14 protein-coding genes are annotated in these 17,195 nt (G+C 36.2%); 12 read left to right on the forward strand and 2 right to left on the reverse strand.

What is annotated here, in order from left to right; translation table 11 throughout:
• The first annotated feature begins 31 nt into the window (after positions 1–31).
• From RT261_RS05260 to RT261_RS05270, 3 genes are read left to right on the forward strand one after another with little or no spacing between them, the layout of a single operon-like run.
• Positions 32–1,054, forward strand: coding sequence for a FecCD family ABC transporter permease (locus RT261_RS05260; protein WP_313130276.1), 1,023 nt, complete (start codon positions 32–34; stop codon positions 1,052–1,054).
• A 44-nt stretch (positions 1,055–1,098) separates the two neighbouring features.
• Positions 1,099–2,091 carry a FecCD family ABC transporter permease gene (locus RT261_RS05265; RefSeq protein WP_331665417.1) on the forward strand — a complete coding sequence of 331 codons (993 nt, stop codon included), beginning with the start codon at positions 1,099–1,101 and terminating at the stop codon, positions 2,089–2,091.
• Between the two features lie 17 nt (positions 2,092–2,108).
• The gene (locus RT261_RS05270; RefSeq protein WP_313130282.1) at positions 2,109–2,900 is read left to right on the forward strand and encodes an ABC transporter ATP-binding protein; all 792 of its coding nucleotides are present in this window, start codon (positions 2,109–2,111) and stop codon (positions 2,898–2,900) included.
• Between the two features lie 305 nt (positions 2,901–3,205).
• On the opposite strand, the gene RT261_RS05275 is transcribed toward RT261_RS05270, so the two are convergent.
• On the reverse strand, positions 3,206–4,045 hold the full coding sequence (locus RT261_RS05275) for a MerR family transcriptional regulator (RefSeq protein WP_313130285.1): 840 nt from the start codon (positions 4,043–4,045) through the stop codon (positions 3,206–3,208).
• A gap of 260 nt (positions 4,046–4,305) precedes the next feature.
• On the opposite strand from RT261_RS05275, the gene RT261_RS05280 reads away from it, so the two are divergent.
• The 7 genes from RT261_RS05280 to RT261_RS05310 all read left to right on the forward strand — a co-directional run bounded on the left by RT261_RS05280 (position 4,306) and on the right by RT261_RS05310 (position 12,286).
• Positions 4,306–6,045: an ABC transporter ATP-binding protein gene (locus RT261_RS05280; RefSeq protein WP_313130287.1), complete on the forward strand. Its 1,740-nt coding sequence runs from the start codon at positions 4,306–4,308 to the stop codon at positions 6,043–6,045.
• The gene (locus tag RT261_RS05285) at positions 6,042–7,796 is read left to right on the forward strand and encodes an ABC transporter ATP-binding protein (protein ID WP_313130290.1); all 1,755 of its coding nucleotides are present in this window, start codon (positions 6,042–6,044) and stop codon (positions 7,794–7,796) included. Before RT261_RS05280 ends, RT261_RS05285 begins: the two co-directional genes overlap by 4 nt.
• A gap of 360 nt (positions 7,797–8,156) precedes the next feature.
• A complete protein-coding gene (locus tag RT261_RS05290; RefSeq protein ID WP_313130292.1) occupies positions 8,157–10,148 on the forward strand; it encodes a methyl-accepting chemotaxis protein in 1,992 nt (663 codons plus the stop codon).
• A 203-nt stretch (positions 10,149–10,351) separates the two neighbouring features.
• On the forward strand, positions 10,352–10,669 hold the full coding sequence (locus RT261_RS05295) for a PadR family transcriptional regulator (RefSeq protein WP_313130294.1): 318 nt from the start codon (positions 10,352–10,354) through the stop codon (positions 10,667–10,669).
• Positions 10,662–11,249, forward strand: a complete 588-nt coding sequence (locus RT261_RS05300; protein WP_313130297.1) for a DUF1700 domain-containing protein — start codon at positions 10,662–10,664, stop codon at positions 11,247–11,249. The genes RT261_RS05295 and RT261_RS05300 overlap by 8 nt, the downstream gene beginning before the upstream one ends.
• An 88-nt stretch (positions 11,250–11,337) precedes the next feature.
• Positions 11,338–11,574: a hypothetical protein gene (locus tag RT261_RS05305; protein WP_313130299.1), complete on the forward strand. Its 237-nt coding sequence runs from the start codon at positions 11,338–11,340 to the stop codon at positions 11,572–11,574.
• Positions 11,575–11,806: 232 nt separating this feature from the next.
• Entirely contained in the window at positions 11,807–12,286 is a 480-nt protein-coding gene (locus tag RT261_RS05310) for a hypothetical protein (protein WP_313130302.1), read from the forward strand.
• Positions 12,287–12,454: 168 nt separating this feature from the next.
• On the opposite strand, the gene RT261_RS05315 is transcribed toward RT261_RS05310, so the two are convergent.
• Positions 12,455–13,735: a LysM peptidoglycan-binding domain-containing protein gene (locus tag RT261_RS05315; RefSeq protein ID WP_313130305.1), complete on the reverse strand. Its 1,281-nt coding sequence runs from the start codon at positions 13,733–13,735 to the stop codon at positions 12,455–12,457.
• Between the two features lie 203 nt (positions 13,736–13,938).
• Between RT261_RS05315 and RT261_RS05320 the strand changes: the two genes are divergently transcribed.
• Both RT261_RS05320 and RT261_RS05325 read left to right on the forward strand, forming a co-directional pair.
• A complete protein-coding gene (locus RT261_RS05320) occupies positions 13,939–15,012 on the forward strand; it encodes a metallophosphoesterase family protein (RefSeq protein WP_313130308.1) in 1,074 nt (357 codons plus the stop codon).
• A 15-nt stretch (positions 15,013–15,027) separates the two neighbouring features.
• Complete coding sequence (locus RT261_RS05325) at positions 15,028–17,154, forward strand: ATP-binding protein (protein ID WP_313130310.1); 2,127 nt, start codon at positions 15,028–15,030, stop codon at positions 17,152–17,154.
• Positions 17,155–17,195 lie beyond the last annotated feature (41 nt).

Here is a 17,195-nt window from a genome sequence, read left to right on the forward strand (position 1 = left end):
AGTAACAAGCTGTAGGAGGATCATCTTTTATATGAAACATAAAGAAGAGAATAAAAATTGCCGTACTTGGGCTGCATGGCTTATATTAACAGTGGGATTGGGCCTGCTTGCGCTACTTATGGCTTTTTCCATTACGAAGGGGTCTGTACCAATTCCGATTCAAACCGTATGGGAGGCTTTCTGCCATTTCGATGCAGAAAATACCCGTCATCTGATTGTCATTGATGCACGTTTACCCCGAGTGGTTGCAAGCGCACTAGTAGGGGCGGCATTTGCTGTTGCCGGTTCCATCATGCAGGGAATGACTCGTAATCCCATGGCTGATTCAGGCTTACTAGGACTTAATGCTGGGGCTGGATTTGCGCTTTCTGTTTGCTTTGCTTTTTTTCCAACGATGAATTATCATCAGTTAATACTGTTTTCTTTTCTTGGAGCAGCTTTTGGAGCTGGTATTGTTAATGGGGTTGCTTCTTTGCCTCGGGGCGGGGCGTCTCCAATGAGGCTTGTTCTAGCAGGAGCAGCTGTTAGTGCGCTTCTCACTGCAATCAGTCAGGGAATCGCTTTGTATTTTGGTGTAGCGCAAAATATTATGTTTTGGACGGTAGGTGGTGTTGCCGGATCTAACTGGGAGCAAATTAGAATTATAACACCCTGGATATTGGGTGCCCTGATGGGGGCAGTGGTACTTTCTCGTTCCGTTTCCCTGCTTAGCCTCGGTGAAGAGGTAGCCAAGGGTTTGGGGTTAAATACCTTAGTAATCAATGTATTATGTTCTCTGGTTGTTTTAATTTTAGCAGGTGCATCTGTGTCAGTTGTAGGTGCAGTTGGATTTATCGGCTTGATGGTGCCCCATTTGGCACGTTTTCTGGTGGGTGTGGATTATCGGTTAATCATTCCTTCTTCCGCAGTATTGGGAGCGATACTTGTAGTGCTTGCGGATTTAGGAACACGCACTTTGAATCCACCTTTTGAAGTGCCCATCGGAGCATTAATTGCGTTAGTAGGTGTACCCTTCTTTCTAGTATTGGCACGTCGGCAAAGGAGGGCTTTTTAATGACATTACAAGAAAAGATTGAAAGACAAAAATATAAGAAAACGATGAGAAATTTCCTTATTCTCGTTGTCTTTGGGGTGATTCTTGTCCTATCCTTTATTATCAGTATGAATACAGGCTATACAAAACTTTCTCCAGCGGATACTCTACGTACGTTGTTTGGGGGAGGGACGGACAATGAAAATCTAATTCTATTCAAATTTCGATTGCCCCGCATTGTTGTTTCGGCTTTGGTAGGCGGGGGGCTGGCCTTATCCGGTTGTATTATTCAGGGAATTTCCAAGAATCCATTAGCTGATCCAGGGCTTTTGGGTATAAATGCGGGCGCAGGTCTTATGGTGATTCTCTATGTTCTTTTTTTGGGTAGCAAAACGATGTCCGCAGTATTTATACTTCCATTTTTAGCCTTGGTTGGTGCAGGTATCACTGCGGTGTTAATCTATGTACTTTCTTATAAAAAAGGAGAGGGGATTGTACCCATGCGTTTGATTTTAACAGGTATTGCAGTGCAGTCGGGGATTTCAGCACTAACTACAGTACTTGTCATACGACTGGATGAAACTCAGTTTGATTTTGTGGCAAACTGGCAGGCGGGAAGTATTTGGGGAAGTAGTTGGCGTTTTGTTATGGCATTGCTACCGTGGCTTTTATTATTGGTACCCTATGTTATATATAAAGCCCGGGTACTTGATGTCCTGAGTATGGGTGAAGATGTGGCCTTAAGTCTTGGTGTGCCGGTGGAACGGGAAAGACGTAGGTTTTTGGCGGTATCGGTTGCTCTAGCTGCATCCTGTGTTTCGGTCAGTGGTGGCATTGGATTTGTAGGATTGATCGCACCCCATATGGCAAGACGGCTGGTTGGTTCCCGGCATACTATTTTACTTCCAACCTGTGCCCTGGCTGGTGCAGTATTAGTATTAGCAGCGGATACAGTAGCGAGAGTTATCCTTCAGCCAGTCGAGCTTCCCACCGGAATCATGGTTGCAATTATTGGCGCACCGTATTTTCTATATCTGCTGTCGAAGAGTAGGCAGTAATGAAAGGAGCAAGCAAGATGAATAGCATTACAACAGAGCATCTATCTATTTCTTATGATGATAACCTCGTGGTAGGAGACTTGGATATGAAGATACCCAAAGGAAAGATTACAACAATTATAGGCCCTAACGGCTGTGGAAAATCTACTGTCTTAAAGGCCGTCGGAAGGCTGCTAAAACCTCGGGGCGGTCTGGTGTATATAGATGGAGAGGATATAAGGAGTCTGTCTACGAAGGAAGTTGCGCAGAAAATGGCAGTATTACCGCAATCGCCACAAGCTCCGTCCGGGTTGACGGTTGGTGAGCTGGTAGCTTATGGACGGTATCCTCATCAGCAAGGGTTTGGAAAATTAAATCCTAAGGATAAAGAAATAATTCAATGGGCACTTAAAGTGACATGTCTAGGGGAATATGAGATGGCGACGGTGGACTGCCTATCAGGTGGTCAGCGTCAACGGGTATGGATTGCTATGGCATTGGCTCAACAAACTGAATTGATTTTGCTAGACGAACCCACCACCTATCTGGATTTAACCTATCAGCTTGAAGTACTCGAATTACTTTACCGCTTAAACCGCGAACAGAGTTGTACCATTGTAATGGTTTTACATGATTTAAATTTAGCAGCTCGCTTTGCTGATTATATGATTGCTATGCGAAGTGGTAACATAATCTGCCACGGTACGCCAAAGGAGGTCATGACTCCTGCTGTGTTACGAGATACCTTTCAAATTGACGCGGCTATTGTAAAGGATGAACGAACTGGTTGTCCGACCTGCATTTCCTACGATCTGATTCGTTTCGCATAAAAGGAAGTCCATTAAATCATGTAATCTCAAAGCGGATTCCACCCGTCATTTAACGGGAGGAGTAATATTCCCGTCGTGCTTGATATTCTGCGTAGAATTTTAATGAATTTATAAAAAAATGTAGCAATTATTCTGTATGATGAATTATGAACTAACATAAAGTAATGGGTTTTGTTTTACGTGCGGAAGGTCTCGAACACACATAGTATTTTCCTGAAAGCCTTATATAATAAGCATATTCAGAAAAATACTATAAATACAAAGGCAGAAAATAGAATGCTGTCATACTTTATGCCTCTGTTTGTTTAATGTTTCTGTGGTTCGCTCTCAATTTCAACCAATATTAATGTAACATAATCTTCTCTGTTCTTTGTCCCAATTTCAAATATAAGGTATTCTTCATAAGCATTTTTCCCAAGTTTTATCTGGTGCTCCTTTGCGTACTGTATAATCTTTGTGTACATCTCACTGATATTACGATAACTTCCCTTATAATAAACTTGAAGATACCAACCCTCTTTTCGCACCAGAGTGTTGTTTTTTTTACTAGAATTGTTTGTTTTCGTATACAGATAGGAAAAGCTGTCAAATCTTTTTTCGAGGATATTGTCAATAGTAAGTGATGCACCCAGAAAATCAATCATACTTGCATTACTACTATTTCGGAATGCAATTAGTTCTGTTAAAAAATTTGAGTAAGAGTTGTCACTGCCATTATCCATAAAAGTACTGCATAAAGCTTTCATACTTTTATGATAGACCGGCTCAATAATATTGTATTTTACGGATAAGGCATTCACTGTTAAGTCTTTAAGAGAATCAATCTCACTTTTAGTCTTTTTTAATTTAACAATTTCCTGAGTTACTTCGCTAGATTTTTGCTCCAGTAAATTTATCAATTTTTCAGGATTTCTTTCATCCATGTACTTTTTAATTTCTTTTAAAGGCATTCCCAGCCTTTTAAGAGCAGAGATAATAGAAAAAGTATCAAATTGCCGGAAAGAATAATAGCGGTAGCCATTCTCTTTTGTGATTTCAGGTTGAAAAAGCTTTATCTGGTCATAATGAAATAAAATATGTTTAGGGATTCCACAGATTTTTGCAAATTCTCCTGTTGTTAGGTATTCATTTTTATTTTCAGACATATAATTACCTCGGTTCAACGCAGTATTTTAGGGATTTCATGTTAGCAGCCGCAGCTCTTTAGTAAAAGAATTTATCGAAATTTTTTATCAAAAACTTATCAAAACTTATCAAAAATTTTATCGAAAACTTTATCAAAAATTTTTCTTCTTGACTATAAGACAACCTTATAGTTTATAATAGTCAAACAGCCTTTTCCTGTCAAGGAATATGGCTGAAATTATTTGTGTAATTTATTCAGCAAAGATAAAGGAGTTATGTTATGAAATTAATGTTAAAATACCTGAAAAGATATCCGAAACTAATTTTGTTAAACACCATAGGAATCTTTAGTTTCGTAGCGGTACAGCTGGGAATTCCTACGGTCATGGCATGGATGATCGATAACGGAATAGGTAATGGTGATATAGCTTATGTTAAGAAGATGGGAGTAATCATGCTGATTGTCTGTGTCCTTGGAGGTGCAGGTACCATTTTATTAACTTATGCTTCATCCAGAATTTCTACCTATATGATTCGTGATATCAGAAACGATGTTTTTGCTCAGTCGCAGAAATTCTCTCATACAGAGTATAATAAATTTGGTGTATCTTCTATGATTACACGTACAACTAATGATGCATTTCAGTTAATGTTGTTTTCCAATATGTTATTTCGAACTGCACTTTTGACACCGGTAATGATTTTTATTAGTGTTTTTATGACTATCAAAACTAGTACGAATCTCTCTCTGGTTATCGGAGGAAGCTTACCATTTATAGTAGCAGGGGTTATTATCATTGCCAAATTAACCAATCCCCTTTCAGAGAAGCAGCAAAAAGGCATGGATCGGTTGAATCGAATTTCAAGAGAAAATTTAACAGGGGTCCGTGTAATCAGAGCCTTTCGAAAAAGCGAATATGAAGCAGAACGTTTTGCAGAAATCAATGATGACTATGCTTCCAATTCGAAGAAATTATTTAAAATCATGTCATTCACACAGCCGGCCTTTTTCTTTTTATTGCACATTGCAATGATGGCAGTGTTTTGGATATCAAGTGTAATGATTGACAAAGGTACCTTACAAGTTGGACAGTTAGTTGCATTCTTAGAGTATCAGTTTCATGCAATGTTCTCTATTATGCTATTTTCCATGGTATTTGTAATGTATCCCAGAGCTCAGGTGTCTGCAAACCGTATTCAGGAATTACTGGATGAGGAACCTTTAGTGAAAAGCCCTACAGAGGGTAACCCTATAGCGATTACAACTGAAAATAAAGGTATGGTAGAATTTGACCATGTTACGTTTCAGTATCCAGATGGCGAGCTCCCAGTGTTAAAGGAGGTATCCTTTACTGCGAAAAAAGGGGAAACCGTAGCATTTATCGGTAGTACAGGCAGCGGAAAGAGTACATTAATTAATTTAATTCCAAGATTTTATGATGTATCAGTGGGTTCTATCAAAGTTGATGGTGTAGATATACGTAGCTATGACTTAAAAGCACTTCGTCAAAAGATTGGTTTTATTCCTCAAAAAGCATTTTTATTTAAAGGAACCATAGAAGAAAATCTTAAATTTGGTAATCCCGATGCCACACCGGAAGAAATAGATCATGCAATTGAAATAGCCCAGGCAAAGGAATTTATTGAGAATAAACCGGATAAATTACAGGAGTATATAAGTGAAGGTGCAAAAAATGTATCAGGCGGTCAAAAACAGCGAATTTCCATTGCCAGAGCATTGATTAGAAAACCTGAAATCTATATTTTTGATGATAGCTTTTCTGCCCTTGACTATAAAACGGATGCTGCTTTACGTGCCGCACTGAAAGAAGAAACAAAAGAGTCCGTTGTATTTATTGTTGCCCAAAGAATTAGTACAATCATGAATGCAGACAAAATAATAGTACTAAATGAGGGTGAAGTGGTTGGCACGGGAACTCATAAAGAACTATTAAAGTCATGCAAAGTATATTATGAAATTGCAGATTCACAATTAACAAAGGAGGAACTAGAGCGATGAGAAAACTATACCCATATATAAAACCATACCTAAAATTTTTCATAGTGGCTGTTCTTCTTACGATAGGATACTCCGGCTTTTTATCAGCGGCACCAATGGTGGAAGGTTTAATAACAACGAGACTAAAAGATGATGTTGTAGATATCGTCAACAAAGTTCCTGGGGCCTCTATCAACTTTTCCTATGTCATTAAAATCTTGAAACTGCTGCTTGCTATTTATATCGGAAACGTACTTTGCAGCTTCGGTTCACAATATTTTTTAACAAATGGCATACAAAATACAATGCGTGATTTAAGAAATGATGTGCAAAAAAAGATTGCAAAGCTGCCAATCAGCTATTTTGATAAACGTACAGTAGGAGATATTCTCAGTATTATCTCAAATGATATCGATACTATGTCAAATGCACTGCAGCAGAGTTTATCAAGGATACTCAGTGCGTTCTTATCCATTATTTTAGCAGTTATACTAATGTTTTATATTAATCCGATTATGGGTGGGATTGCAGTTTTACTGATTCCGGGAAGCGTTTTGACTATGAAATTTATTATGAAGCGTTCTTCCTCTATGTTTAAGAGACAGCAGCTGGCTCTGGGTGACTTAAATGGTTACATTCAAGAAAGATACACAGGATTAACGGAAATTAAACTATACGGAAAGCAAGAGGATTCCATAGAACAGTTTAAGGAGATAAATAATAACCTCTGTGAAAACGGATTTAAAGCCCAGTTTGTATCAGGGCTGATGTCACCCTTAATTTCCTTCCTTACTTATATAGCCATTGTAGCTGTTTGTATATTAGGTGCCACATTTACAATTACAGGTGCCATAACAGTTGGACAGCTTCAAGCCTTTATCCGTTATATGTGGCAGTTAAATGAGCCACTGGAGCAGGTGACACAATTGTCCTCCGCTATTCAATCTGCCATGGCAGCAGCGGGAAGAGTATTTGAATTTCTTTCAGAAACAGAAGAAGTACCGGAAGCTTACAAACCGGTAAAAATAGACCATTTAAAAGGAAATGTTACTTTTGAAGATGTATCTTTTGGTTACAACGAAGATAAAATGCTTATTGATCATCTGAATATCGACGTGAAAAGTGGTCAAATGGTAGCAATTGTAGGCCCCACCGGTGCTGGAAAAACCACTCTTATCAATCTTTTAATGCGTTTTTATGACGTAAATAAAGGTGCAATCAAGGTGGACAGTGTCAATATTAAGGATATGAAGCGGGATGATCTTCGCTCTATCTTTGGTATGGTGTTACAGGACACCTGGTTATTTAACGGAACCATTGCTGATAATATAAAATACGGGAAAGAGGATGCAAACCAGCAAGAGATTGTAAATGCTGCAAAAACAGCAAATGTAAACCATTTTATCAAAACGCAGCCAGATGGCTACAATATGATATTGAACGAAGAATCTTCAAACGTATCTGTGGGTGAGAAGCAGCTTTTAACAATAGCGAGAGCGTTCTTGGCAGATCCAGCTATTTTAATCCTGGATGAAGCTACAAGTTCCGTAGATACCAGACTCGAATTAATGCTTCAGACAGCTATGAAAAATATCATGAAGGGCAGAACCAGTTTTGTAATTGCCCACCGTCTTTCCACTATTAGAAATGCGGATTTAATCCTTGTTATGAATAACGGAACCATTATCGAACAGGGAACCCATGATGAATTAATAGCAAAGAAAGGGTTCTATGAAAAATTATATATGAGCCAGTTCCAAAATCAAGCTTAACGATATATTATAGTCTATAGAAGGAACATCCATTCTTCTGCAAAGGCAAAAGCAAAGTTGGGAGCATCTGCAGACAAGTTGAAAAAAATTTCTTGGATGTAACCAATCTATACTTTGAACTGGATCAGAGCTGCAAAAAAGAAAGTAATAATTGCCTTAAGTAGATAAGAATCCTGCTTCTATTGAATGTGTAGTATTTAAATTTTCATGTTAAATATTTATATAAATTTGAAAATTTATAATAAATGCTTATCTAAAATATAAATTGAAAATTCAAATTGAAAATGCTATGATAAAAAATGGATATTTTACTAAGAGTTACCATGGGAAAATTAAAATAGCAAGGAAGTAGGATAAACTATGAAAAGTATAAAAACAAAGCTAGTGGTATATTTCGGGACATTGCTGGCCGTTACGTGTATAGGACTGGGATTTATTTCTTACATAAATTCATTAAATGCCCTGAAAACGAATTTAAAAATATTATTGCCGGAAATTGCAGAAGAGACGGCAGGAAATATCCGCTCAAGGCTGGACGGCGAATTAAAAACATTGGAAGCCATTGCTGCAAGGGAGGAGATAAAAGATCCTAATATCCCTATAGAGACTAAATTAAAGATTCTTGCCAAAGAGGGAGAAAGAATCGGAGCCCTTCGAATGGGAATAGTAAGCTTAGAGGGGAACTTGACTAATACAGATGGAACAACGGATTCACTTAAGAATAGAGAATATTTCCCCAAAGCAATAGGGGGAGATAGTATAGCGGCAGACCCGGTTGTTATTGGTGAAAACATATTGGTAGTACCTTTTGTGGTGCCAATTATTGAGAATGGAGAAACTATTGGACTTCTATTGGAAACAAGGGATGGAAATTTTTTAAGTGAAATTACAAATGCAGTTCAAGCCGGAAAAAACGGTACTGCTTTTATGATTAATAAAGAGGGAGTTTCAATCGCAAATCCGGACCCAAATAAGGTACTTCAACAAATAAGTGATATTGCAGCTGCAAAAACAGATAAAAGTCTTGAAAAATTGGCTGAAATTGAGATGAGAATGGTTGCCGGCGAAACCGGTACCGGTGAAATTTATTATCAAGATATTAATAAATTTATGGGTTATGCGCCTATATCAGGAACCGGCTGGTCAGTGGCTATTACAATGACTCAGGATGATGCTTTATCAGTATTGGATAGCTTAAAATCAACGGATGTAGTTGTTTCAGCTATATTTATTATCATTAGTTTAGCTGTGGTATATTTCATTGCAAATTCCATGACAAAGGGAATTAAATCCACCTCAAAGCATTTAAAACTGTTAGCAGAGGGAAATCTAAGGGTGGAAGTATCTCCAAAATATTTAAAATTAAAAGATGAAATCGGGGAAATGACCCGTTTTATGTATGACATGCAAGAATCAATTAAAGGAATGATAAATAAGATAAAAGAAAATTCCTTGGATATTAGTAATCAATCCGAAAATCTAACTTCTGTTACGGATGAAATTGCCCATGTTTCTCAAAATGTTACAGAAACAATATCTGAGGTGGCAAGAGGAACCAATAGTCAGTCTGAAGATTTGATTCAGATTACCGGGATTTTAGAGCAATTTAATAATAAAATAACCGGTATGGGAGATGAGATAGAGGCAGTAGGTACGAATTCAAGGGAAATCAGTATTATGGCTGCAGATAGCAGTAATGAGATGAATTTGTTAAACCAATCTGTTATGGACATCAGTAACTCCTTTAAAGAATTTTATAATAAAATTGTTACTCTTGGTGATGAGATTGGTCGGATTGGAGAAATTACGGATTTAATTAACAGCATAGCGGAACAAACTAATTTATTAGCATTAAATGCAGCAATAGAAGCCGCAAGAGCAGGGGAAGCTGGAAAAGGATTTTCTGTAGTTGCGGAGGAAATAAGAAAGCTTGCGGAACAATCAAAGATATCCTCAGAAAACATAAGCAAAGTAGTTGCAGGGATATCGGATGGCGCAGGCAGTATGATGCAAAATTCTGTTACCATGGATAATGAACTGTTAAATCAGGTGACAGTAATTGAGAAATCATTAGTATCCTTTAAGAAAATTATTGGTGCAATTGATGAAATTATTCCAAAAATTGAGATAATTCAGTCTCAAGCTCAAGATATTGAAGAAGATAAGAATAAAGTGATGAGTAGAATAGAAGGCATTTCTTCTGTTTCTATGGAAGTATCTGCATCTGCGGAGGAAATATCAGCATCTTCGGAAGAAATGAGTGCATCAGCAGAAGAAGTTGCTTCAGCTGCTTCCATGCTGAATAATGCCACGGATCAGATGTTAGAGGAAGTAGAACGTTTTAAGGTATAATAGAAAGTTTGCCTGAATGGGTATGGTGAATAAATAAATACAAATCCCATATTTATGCATAGGAAAAATAGACATTTGTATTGTGCAATTAAAAGCACAAAATACAAATGTCTATTTTATTTGAAAATCTATAAAAAAGTCTATAATACCCCTTGACACATAATACTATGCAATGTATAGTATATGACATAAGGAGGTATTATATGGACAGTCAGTTAAAAAAAGGTTTACTGGAATTTTGTGTTCTTGCTGTTCTGAATAAATCAGATTCCTATGGTTATCAAATAATTAAGGATATATCGACCTGTGTGGAAATTTCAGAATCAACCTTATATCCAATATTAAAAAGGCTGGAAGCAAGCTCTTATCTGGAAACATATTCAGTTGAACATAATAGTCGATTAAGAAAATATTATAAGATTACCAATAAAGGAAAAGATTATATGAATGAATTTCTTGAGGATTGGCAGCAAGTAATGGAAATATATTATTTTATTAAAGGAGAACGCCCTTATGAATAAAGCAGAATTTTTAAATGAGCTATCATTTTGTTTGCAACACATGAATGATTCTGAAAAAAATAAATTTATTATTTACTATGATGAAATGATATCGGATTATGTTGAAAATGGTATGACAGAAGAGGAAGCGGTGGATAAAATCGGGTCTCCGAAGAAAATTGCAGAGGAGCTTTTAGACGATTCTGGAAGTGTTAAAATAAGCCTGCCATCTACCGGTATTAAGGGTTTGAATGTCTTATTAACAGTGCTGGGATTTCCATTGTGGGGCAGTTTATTACTTGCTTTTATTTTAATGGTATTCTCTCTCTATATAATTATTTGGTGTGCTCCTTTTGCCACCGGAGCCCTTAGTATAGGATTTTTTACAACATCGATTATTGGAATTGCAGGCTCCCCTTTTGTTATGATAAAAAGTGTTTCTATCGGTATTATGCAGTTAGGAATAGGTATCGCTTCTGTTGGCATTTCATTATTATTAGGCTTTGCCACAATAGACTTATCAAAGAAACTAATTATCTTAACTAAGAACTTAAATGCAAAACTGGCAGCGTTATTTAAAAAGAAAGTGGTGATAGGTTGAAAAAACAAATTTTCAACCGGCAATTTGTGCCGGCGCACAAAATTGCTTCGTTATTAAATGGTGCTAAAGCACCGGAATCGAGGTTAGGATGAAAATAAAAAAGTTTAAAAAGAAATGTATTATTTTAAGTCTTATACTAATTTTGGCAGGTGGCCTTATTACAATTGCAGGTTTTGGAACAGCAGGATTTAATTATAACCATTTAAAGAAAAATGCTACTGATGATGCATGGTATCATGTTATTCATATAAATGATGATGAACTATGGTATGGAGTTGGACTTGGAGAAAATGTACGTTTAATGGGCATAGGAAATGTGGATTAATATTAAATCAAATTTTCCAATGATTTATTTGTAATGCTATGGAACTAGTATTTTAAATTCACAGTGAAATTTATGGCACTTTTGGTATATCTCATATTAACCTTCCGGCATATAATAGAATGGGACCATATATAAAAGGCTATTTAAAGAAAAATTTTAAGCAGTTTCTGTATTAATTGTGTTTTAGAACTATTAATTTGTCCCATATAATGTGTTGGAAGGATGAGTTCATATGCTATTAAGTAGTTCAGTGACAAATGATGGATTAATTATTAACCAAAGCGAGCTAAAGACAATCCCATATGGGAAATATACCTCGGATTACAACGGATGTGGATGGATTGCCACCTATAATGCCATGAAGTTATTAGGTGAAAAAGTGGAGGTGGAAGAAGTCCTTTATTATTTGAATAAATATACAATTTTGGAAGGCCGCTTTGGCACGAATCCTTTTGGGATTAAGAAGTATTTTGAAGAGCAAAATTATGATTTTAGACATGCTTTCCTATCCAGAAAGTTGAAGGCAAAGAAAAATGCAGTGGGAATTCTTCTTTATACAGATTGTAAGATTGTACATTATGTAGCTTTCCGCAGAGAAGATCGTAAATTCCATTTTTATAATGACATATATGGTAAGGAAAATGATCTTCGGACATTAGACGAATTCTTACAAGGAAAGAAGATTCCTTTGTGGTATTTAATCGTAGAATAAATCAGGGAAAATCAATGTAGAACCGATTAAATATGAGGTTGTTGTAAAACTGTTATCTGAACTTAAATTTCATTTCTAAAGCTTAAGAATAGATCTCATTAGAAAAGTGAGACTTTTTAAGCAAAAGAATTATTCAAAAAACAGTTTTGTCACAACCTCATTTTCTATTTATAATACCTTTTTGATTTCGAATTGTACATGGATTAACAACCAGATATTCGTAATAAAACTCATGATATTCCATATAGAGATTCCCCGCATACCTAATTCCTGTGAATATGCAATTAATGAGTATATAGCTCTGCTGTCTTTAAACCATGCCATATATTCCTTAGCATTTTCTATATAATGAAAATAGGCTGATCGAGAAGGCGCGTTTAATTCAATAACAGAGTTTGTATCATAGGCAAGTTCTATTGCTGAATGATAATTTATGAAATTTGCTTCTGTAATTGCTGAAAAATATGGAAACTCCCAAACGAAGCCAATATTTGTGATGCCTAAAATACAGCTTGAAGGTGAGAACTGGGCTACAGTTTCACTAAGTGTATGTAAAACAGCATCAAAGGGTAATATGCTTATGGGAAGGTAATAGGGATATTTCCATTCATAAGTTAGTTGATATAATATAGTATTGGCCGCCTGGCTTAATCCTACAAAATCAACCCCTGTATAGGTAATTCCGGTTGCCGCTTCAAAAAGACTTGGTGCTACGGTAACGGTTACAAAAAATCCTTCATTGTTTAAGCGTCTTGTTAATGTTTCTATAAAAGTCACATAAAGCTCTCTATCCAGTGGCTGTATATAGGGGGTATCCATATTTATACCATAATAGCCTTTCGTTTGCAGAGTGACTATAATATTCTCTATAAATTTATTTTGTAACTCTGTATCACTGACTAAAATGTGTGCAATTTCGGTATCAATATTGTTTTCGTCCTTTACTGTAGTAATATACATAATGGGTGCTACACCATAGCTTCTTGCAATCCGGATTATTTCCATATCGTCTGTTTCAATCAGATTGCCATCTCGGGTAAACTGATAAGAGTAAATTGTTAAGTAAGTAAGATAGGGTAAGGTTTTCTTAAGAATATTTCTATCAACAAAAGGGTAGGTAAACCCGTTTACCTCGATGGCCGCTGTTTTTGTTTCAGCATAACTTATTACCAACTCTTCATCCATGTAAAGGCCTCTGTCTGAAATAGAAGGATTATTCCGGAGTAATTCCATTATATCGATTTGCTGTGATAAGGCAATGCTTTCTAAAGTATCCCCTTCCTGGACAATATAAGTTCGGGAGGGCTGTATAATTACAAGTGCTTCTCCTGGTACTAAATTACTTGAGTATTGGATATCATTTTCTAATGCTAATCTTTCAGGAGAAACACCATGGGCATTTGCAATGGTGTATAACGTGTCTCCGGGTTGAACTATATAAATATACATATATACTCCCAAAAAATATTTTATTATATTATATGGTATTCTATGCAGAAGTTGTTATGATTCTGTTTTTATAATAATGCTTATACAAAGCTCTTTTGCCTGAAAAAGGTTAACAATCAGGAAAAGGGCTTTTTGGTTGTCATAAAATTGAAATGATGGTACAATAATGAAAACAAATATTCGATTAAATAAGGAGTGAGCATATGAAATTTATCCATATATCAGATGTGCATATAGGTGCAAAGCCGGATTCTAATTACCCCTGGGGAACAATGCGGGAAAAAGAAATTTTGTCCTCGTTTAATGGAATCATAGATATATGCAATGAAAAAGATATAGATTTGTTATTGATTTCAGGTGATTTATTTCATAAGCAGCCTCTAATAAGAGAATTAAAAGAAATAAATTATAGTTTTGAAAAGCTACTTAAAACCCAGGTTGTTTTAATTGCCGGCAATCACGATTATATTGGTGCCAGATCCAACTATATTGATTTTGACTGGTGTAACCAGATTCATATGCTTATGGAAGAAGATATGGACAGCATATACCTGGAGAATATTAATACAGAAGTATATGGTTTCAGCTATCATAGGAGAGATATTACAGAACCATTATATAATAAGGCAAGGCCGGGATGTGAGGAACGAATTAACATATTACTTGCTCATGGCGGTGATGAGAAGAATATACCTATAGATAAAAAGGCTGTAGGCAGCAATGGATTTGATTATGTGGCATTAGGTCATATCCATAAACCGGAGTTGTTCGGCGGCAGAATGGCATATGCAGGTTCTTTGGAGCCTTTAGATAAAAATGAAACCGGTTCAAGAGGGTATATTATAGGAGAAATAACAAAAGAAAATGAAACTTCCCATATTCAGATTCAATTTACACCACATTCCGTAAGGGAATATGTAAAAGTGGAATTGCAGGTTGACCCTGGTTTCACCAATGGTGGGTTAATGGATATGGTAAAAGATAAAATAAAGGAATATGGAGACCGAAACATATTTATATTCCGGATTACAGGATTTCGTGATGAAGATATCTCCTTTAATAAAGAGGATATTTCAAGTCTTGGAAATGTAATTGAAGTAATAGATGAAACGGTGCCCGACTATGATTTTGAAGCCCTTTACCGAGAAAATCAGGACAACATAATAGGCATGTACATAAAAGGAATCCAAGAGCAGAGCCAAAAGGATAATGAAGTAATCACTAAAAAGGCATTATACTATGGGCTGGAGGCATTATTAGGAGCTAAAGTAAGGTAACAAGGAGATGAAATCTTGGAGATCAAAGAATTAAGACTGATTCATTTTGGAAAATTTCATAATAAAACAATAGCTTTAAAAAGCGGCATAAATCTTATCTATGGTGAAAATGAAGCAGGTAAATCCACCATGCATACCTTCATTAGAGGTATGCTGTTTGGAATAGAGAAACAAAGAGGAAGAGCCTCCAAAGATGATATTTATTTAAAGTATCAACCCTGGGATATGCCTGGTGCTTACAGCGGAAGTATGGACATTGAAAAAGCAGATAAGGCCTACCGTATTATTCGTAATTTTGAAAAGAATACGAAAAGTTGTACCATTATGGACATAGCTACTGGAAGAGAGATAAACTTAAAACAAGAGGAACTGCCGGAGTTTTATGGTGGACTCACCGAATCAGGATACCGAAATACAATCAGCATTGAGCAGTTAAAAGCAAAAACGGATCAGGAGCTGGAGGAAGAAGTAAGAAATTATCTTGCTAACTTATCCATGTCAAAAAGCAATGAGGTAGACGTAACCAGAGCACAAAGTCTTTTACAGGAGAAACGAAAAGAGCTGGAGAACCTTCAATTAGATAAAAAGATTCGCGGCATAAGGGAAGAGCTGGAGGAATGCCTGGAAAAGGAAAATAAGATAGAAGAATTGACCTTACAATTAAAAGAATTGGAGAGGCAGGAAAAGCTGTTAGACCATGATCGAATAAGTTCTTCCATCAGTAAGGAAGCAACCGTTGCATATGAGGAACATCTGAATCATTTTCCAGTTATAAGAGAAAAATACCATAATTACTGTCAGGACAGGAATTTAAAACAAGCCTTGAGGGAGAAGCAAAACAGGCAAAAGGAAGAACAAAGGGAGATATTGCATAATGGGAGGGAGAACCATTATGTATCCGGCCAGTTAAAAGAACTGGAAGATATAAACCACAGCATTTCACAATACGAACAAAAAATGTCCTTTTTTATAGAAGATTACAAAAATAAAGTGACAAAAATGAATCCCGGCAATCTGTTTATTGGGCTTATTCCGGCAATTTTATGTATTATCAGTATTCTCCTTTGGATGAATTATAAAAATCCCCTTCTACTAATCCTTGCAGCCATAGGAGGGTTAGGGGTTATTGGGTTTTTATCTATGGCAAAGCGTTCAAAAGAAAAGCAAAACAGTATGTTAAAAGAACAAAACAGTTTGGAAGATACTCTAAAACAATTAAAAGCCAGAAAACAAAGTATTTTAGACAATAATCATGTTGCAAGCCAGGAAGAATTAAAGGATCGGCATGAATATCATTTAAAAGCCGAAATGTCACTTGGGCATCTTCAAAGGCAAATAGAGGAATACGAAGAGCAGATAGCCGGTATTAATGAGAAGATTCATATAATAGAAGAAGAGCTGATAAGATATTTTCAAATTTTTGCAGAAGTGTTTCATAAAGAGGGGTTACCAGTCCATGAAATAAGTGATGGAAGTTTCTCTTTATGGGAAGATTACATAAAGAATGAAAAACAGATCATTGCAGAGTTAAAAGACCACAAAGTGAAAAGATATGAAGAAATCCGGCTGAAAAAAGAAAAGATAGGTTGGGAATTAAAAGGTCTGGAAGACAATGAAGAAAGGCTGCTGGAACTAAGTAAAGAGCTTCAGGAATTGGAGGAACAGGATAAAGCTAATAAAGTGGAGTTATCTGCAATTAAATTAGCCATAGAAACCATAGACTGTCTGTCTGTGGACATTCACGACAGTTTTGGAGGAAAATTAAATGAACTGGTTTCCGGCCTTGCAGGAGTTATCACCGAAGGAAAATATTCCAATATTAAAGTAGACGAAAAAATGAACATAAAAGTGGATCAGCAAAATAATTACATAATATTGGACAAGTTAAGTTCCGGAACCATAGGACAATTATATCTGGCACTTCGTCTTGCCATATCTGATCTGGTGTACGGAAAAGATGTTATGCCCATCCTGCTGGATGATTGCTTTGCTTTGTATGATGATAACCGGACAAAAGCAGCTCTTAAGTATCTTACTCAAAATAAAAACGGACAGATTATAATATTTACCTGTCATAAAAGAGAAAAAGAGTTTCTTGACGAGATGCAGGCAGATTATAATTATATAAACCTTAGCAGTTGATGTATATTATTCCTAAAAGTATTTCATGTACAGGCTTTCAT

Source organism: Anaerocolumna sp. (assembly GCF_032079385.1).
Lineage (GTDB): Bacteria > Bacillota > Clostridia > Lachnospirales > Lachnospiraceae > Anaerocolumna.

Bases quoted from the DNA above. Each gene is read 5' to 3' on its own strand.
- RT261_RS05265 (WP_331665417.1), top strand. From the start codon at position 1,099: ATGAGAAATTTCCTTATTCTCGTTGTCTTTGGGGTGATTCTTGTCCTA.
- RT261_RS05310 (WP_313130302.1), top strand. From the start codon at position 11,807: ATGCTATTAAGTAGTTCAGTGACAAATGATGGATTAATTATTAACCAA.
- RT261_RS05320 (WP_313130308.1), top strand. From the start codon at position 13,939: ATGAAATTTATCCATATATCAGATGTGCATATAGGTGCAAAGCCGGAT.
- RT261_RS05260 (WP_313130276.1), top strand. From the start codon at position 32: ATGAAACATAAAGAAGAGAATAAAAATTGCCGTACTTGGGCTGCATGG.
- RT261_RS05300 (WP_313130297.1), top strand. From the start codon at position 10,662: ATGAATAAAGCAGAATTTTTAAATGAGCTATCATTTTGTTTGCAACAC.
- RT261_RS05305 (WP_313130299.1), top strand. From the start codon at position 11,338: ATGAAAATAAAAAAGTTTAAAAAGAAATGTATTATTTTAAGTCTTATA.
- RT261_RS05270 (WP_313130282.1), top strand. From the start codon at position 2,109: ATGAATAGCATTACAACAGAGCATCTATCTATTTCTTATGATGATAAC.
- RT261_RS05295 (WP_313130294.1), top strand. From the start codon at position 10,352: ATGGACAGTCAGTTAAAAAAAGGTTTACTGGAATTTTGTGTTCTTGCT.
- RT261_RS05290 (WP_313130292.1), top strand. From the start codon at position 8,157: ATGAAAAGTATAAAAACAAAGCTAGTGGTATATTTCGGGACATTGCTG.
- RT261_RS05280 (WP_313130287.1), top strand. From the start codon at position 4,306: ATGAAATTAATGTTAAAATACCTGAAAAGATATCCGAAACTAATTTTG.
- RT261_RS05275 (WP_313130285.1), bottom strand. From the start codon at position 4,045: ATGTCTGAAAATAAAAATGAATACCTAACAACAGGAGAATTTGCAAAA.
- RT261_RS05285 (WP_313130290.1), top strand. From the start codon at position 6,042: ATGAGAAAACTATACCCATATATAAAACCATACCTAAAATTTTTCATA.
- RT261_RS05315 (WP_313130305.1), bottom strand. From the start codon at position 13,735: ATGTATATTTATATAGTTCAACCCGGAGACACGTTATACACCATTGCA.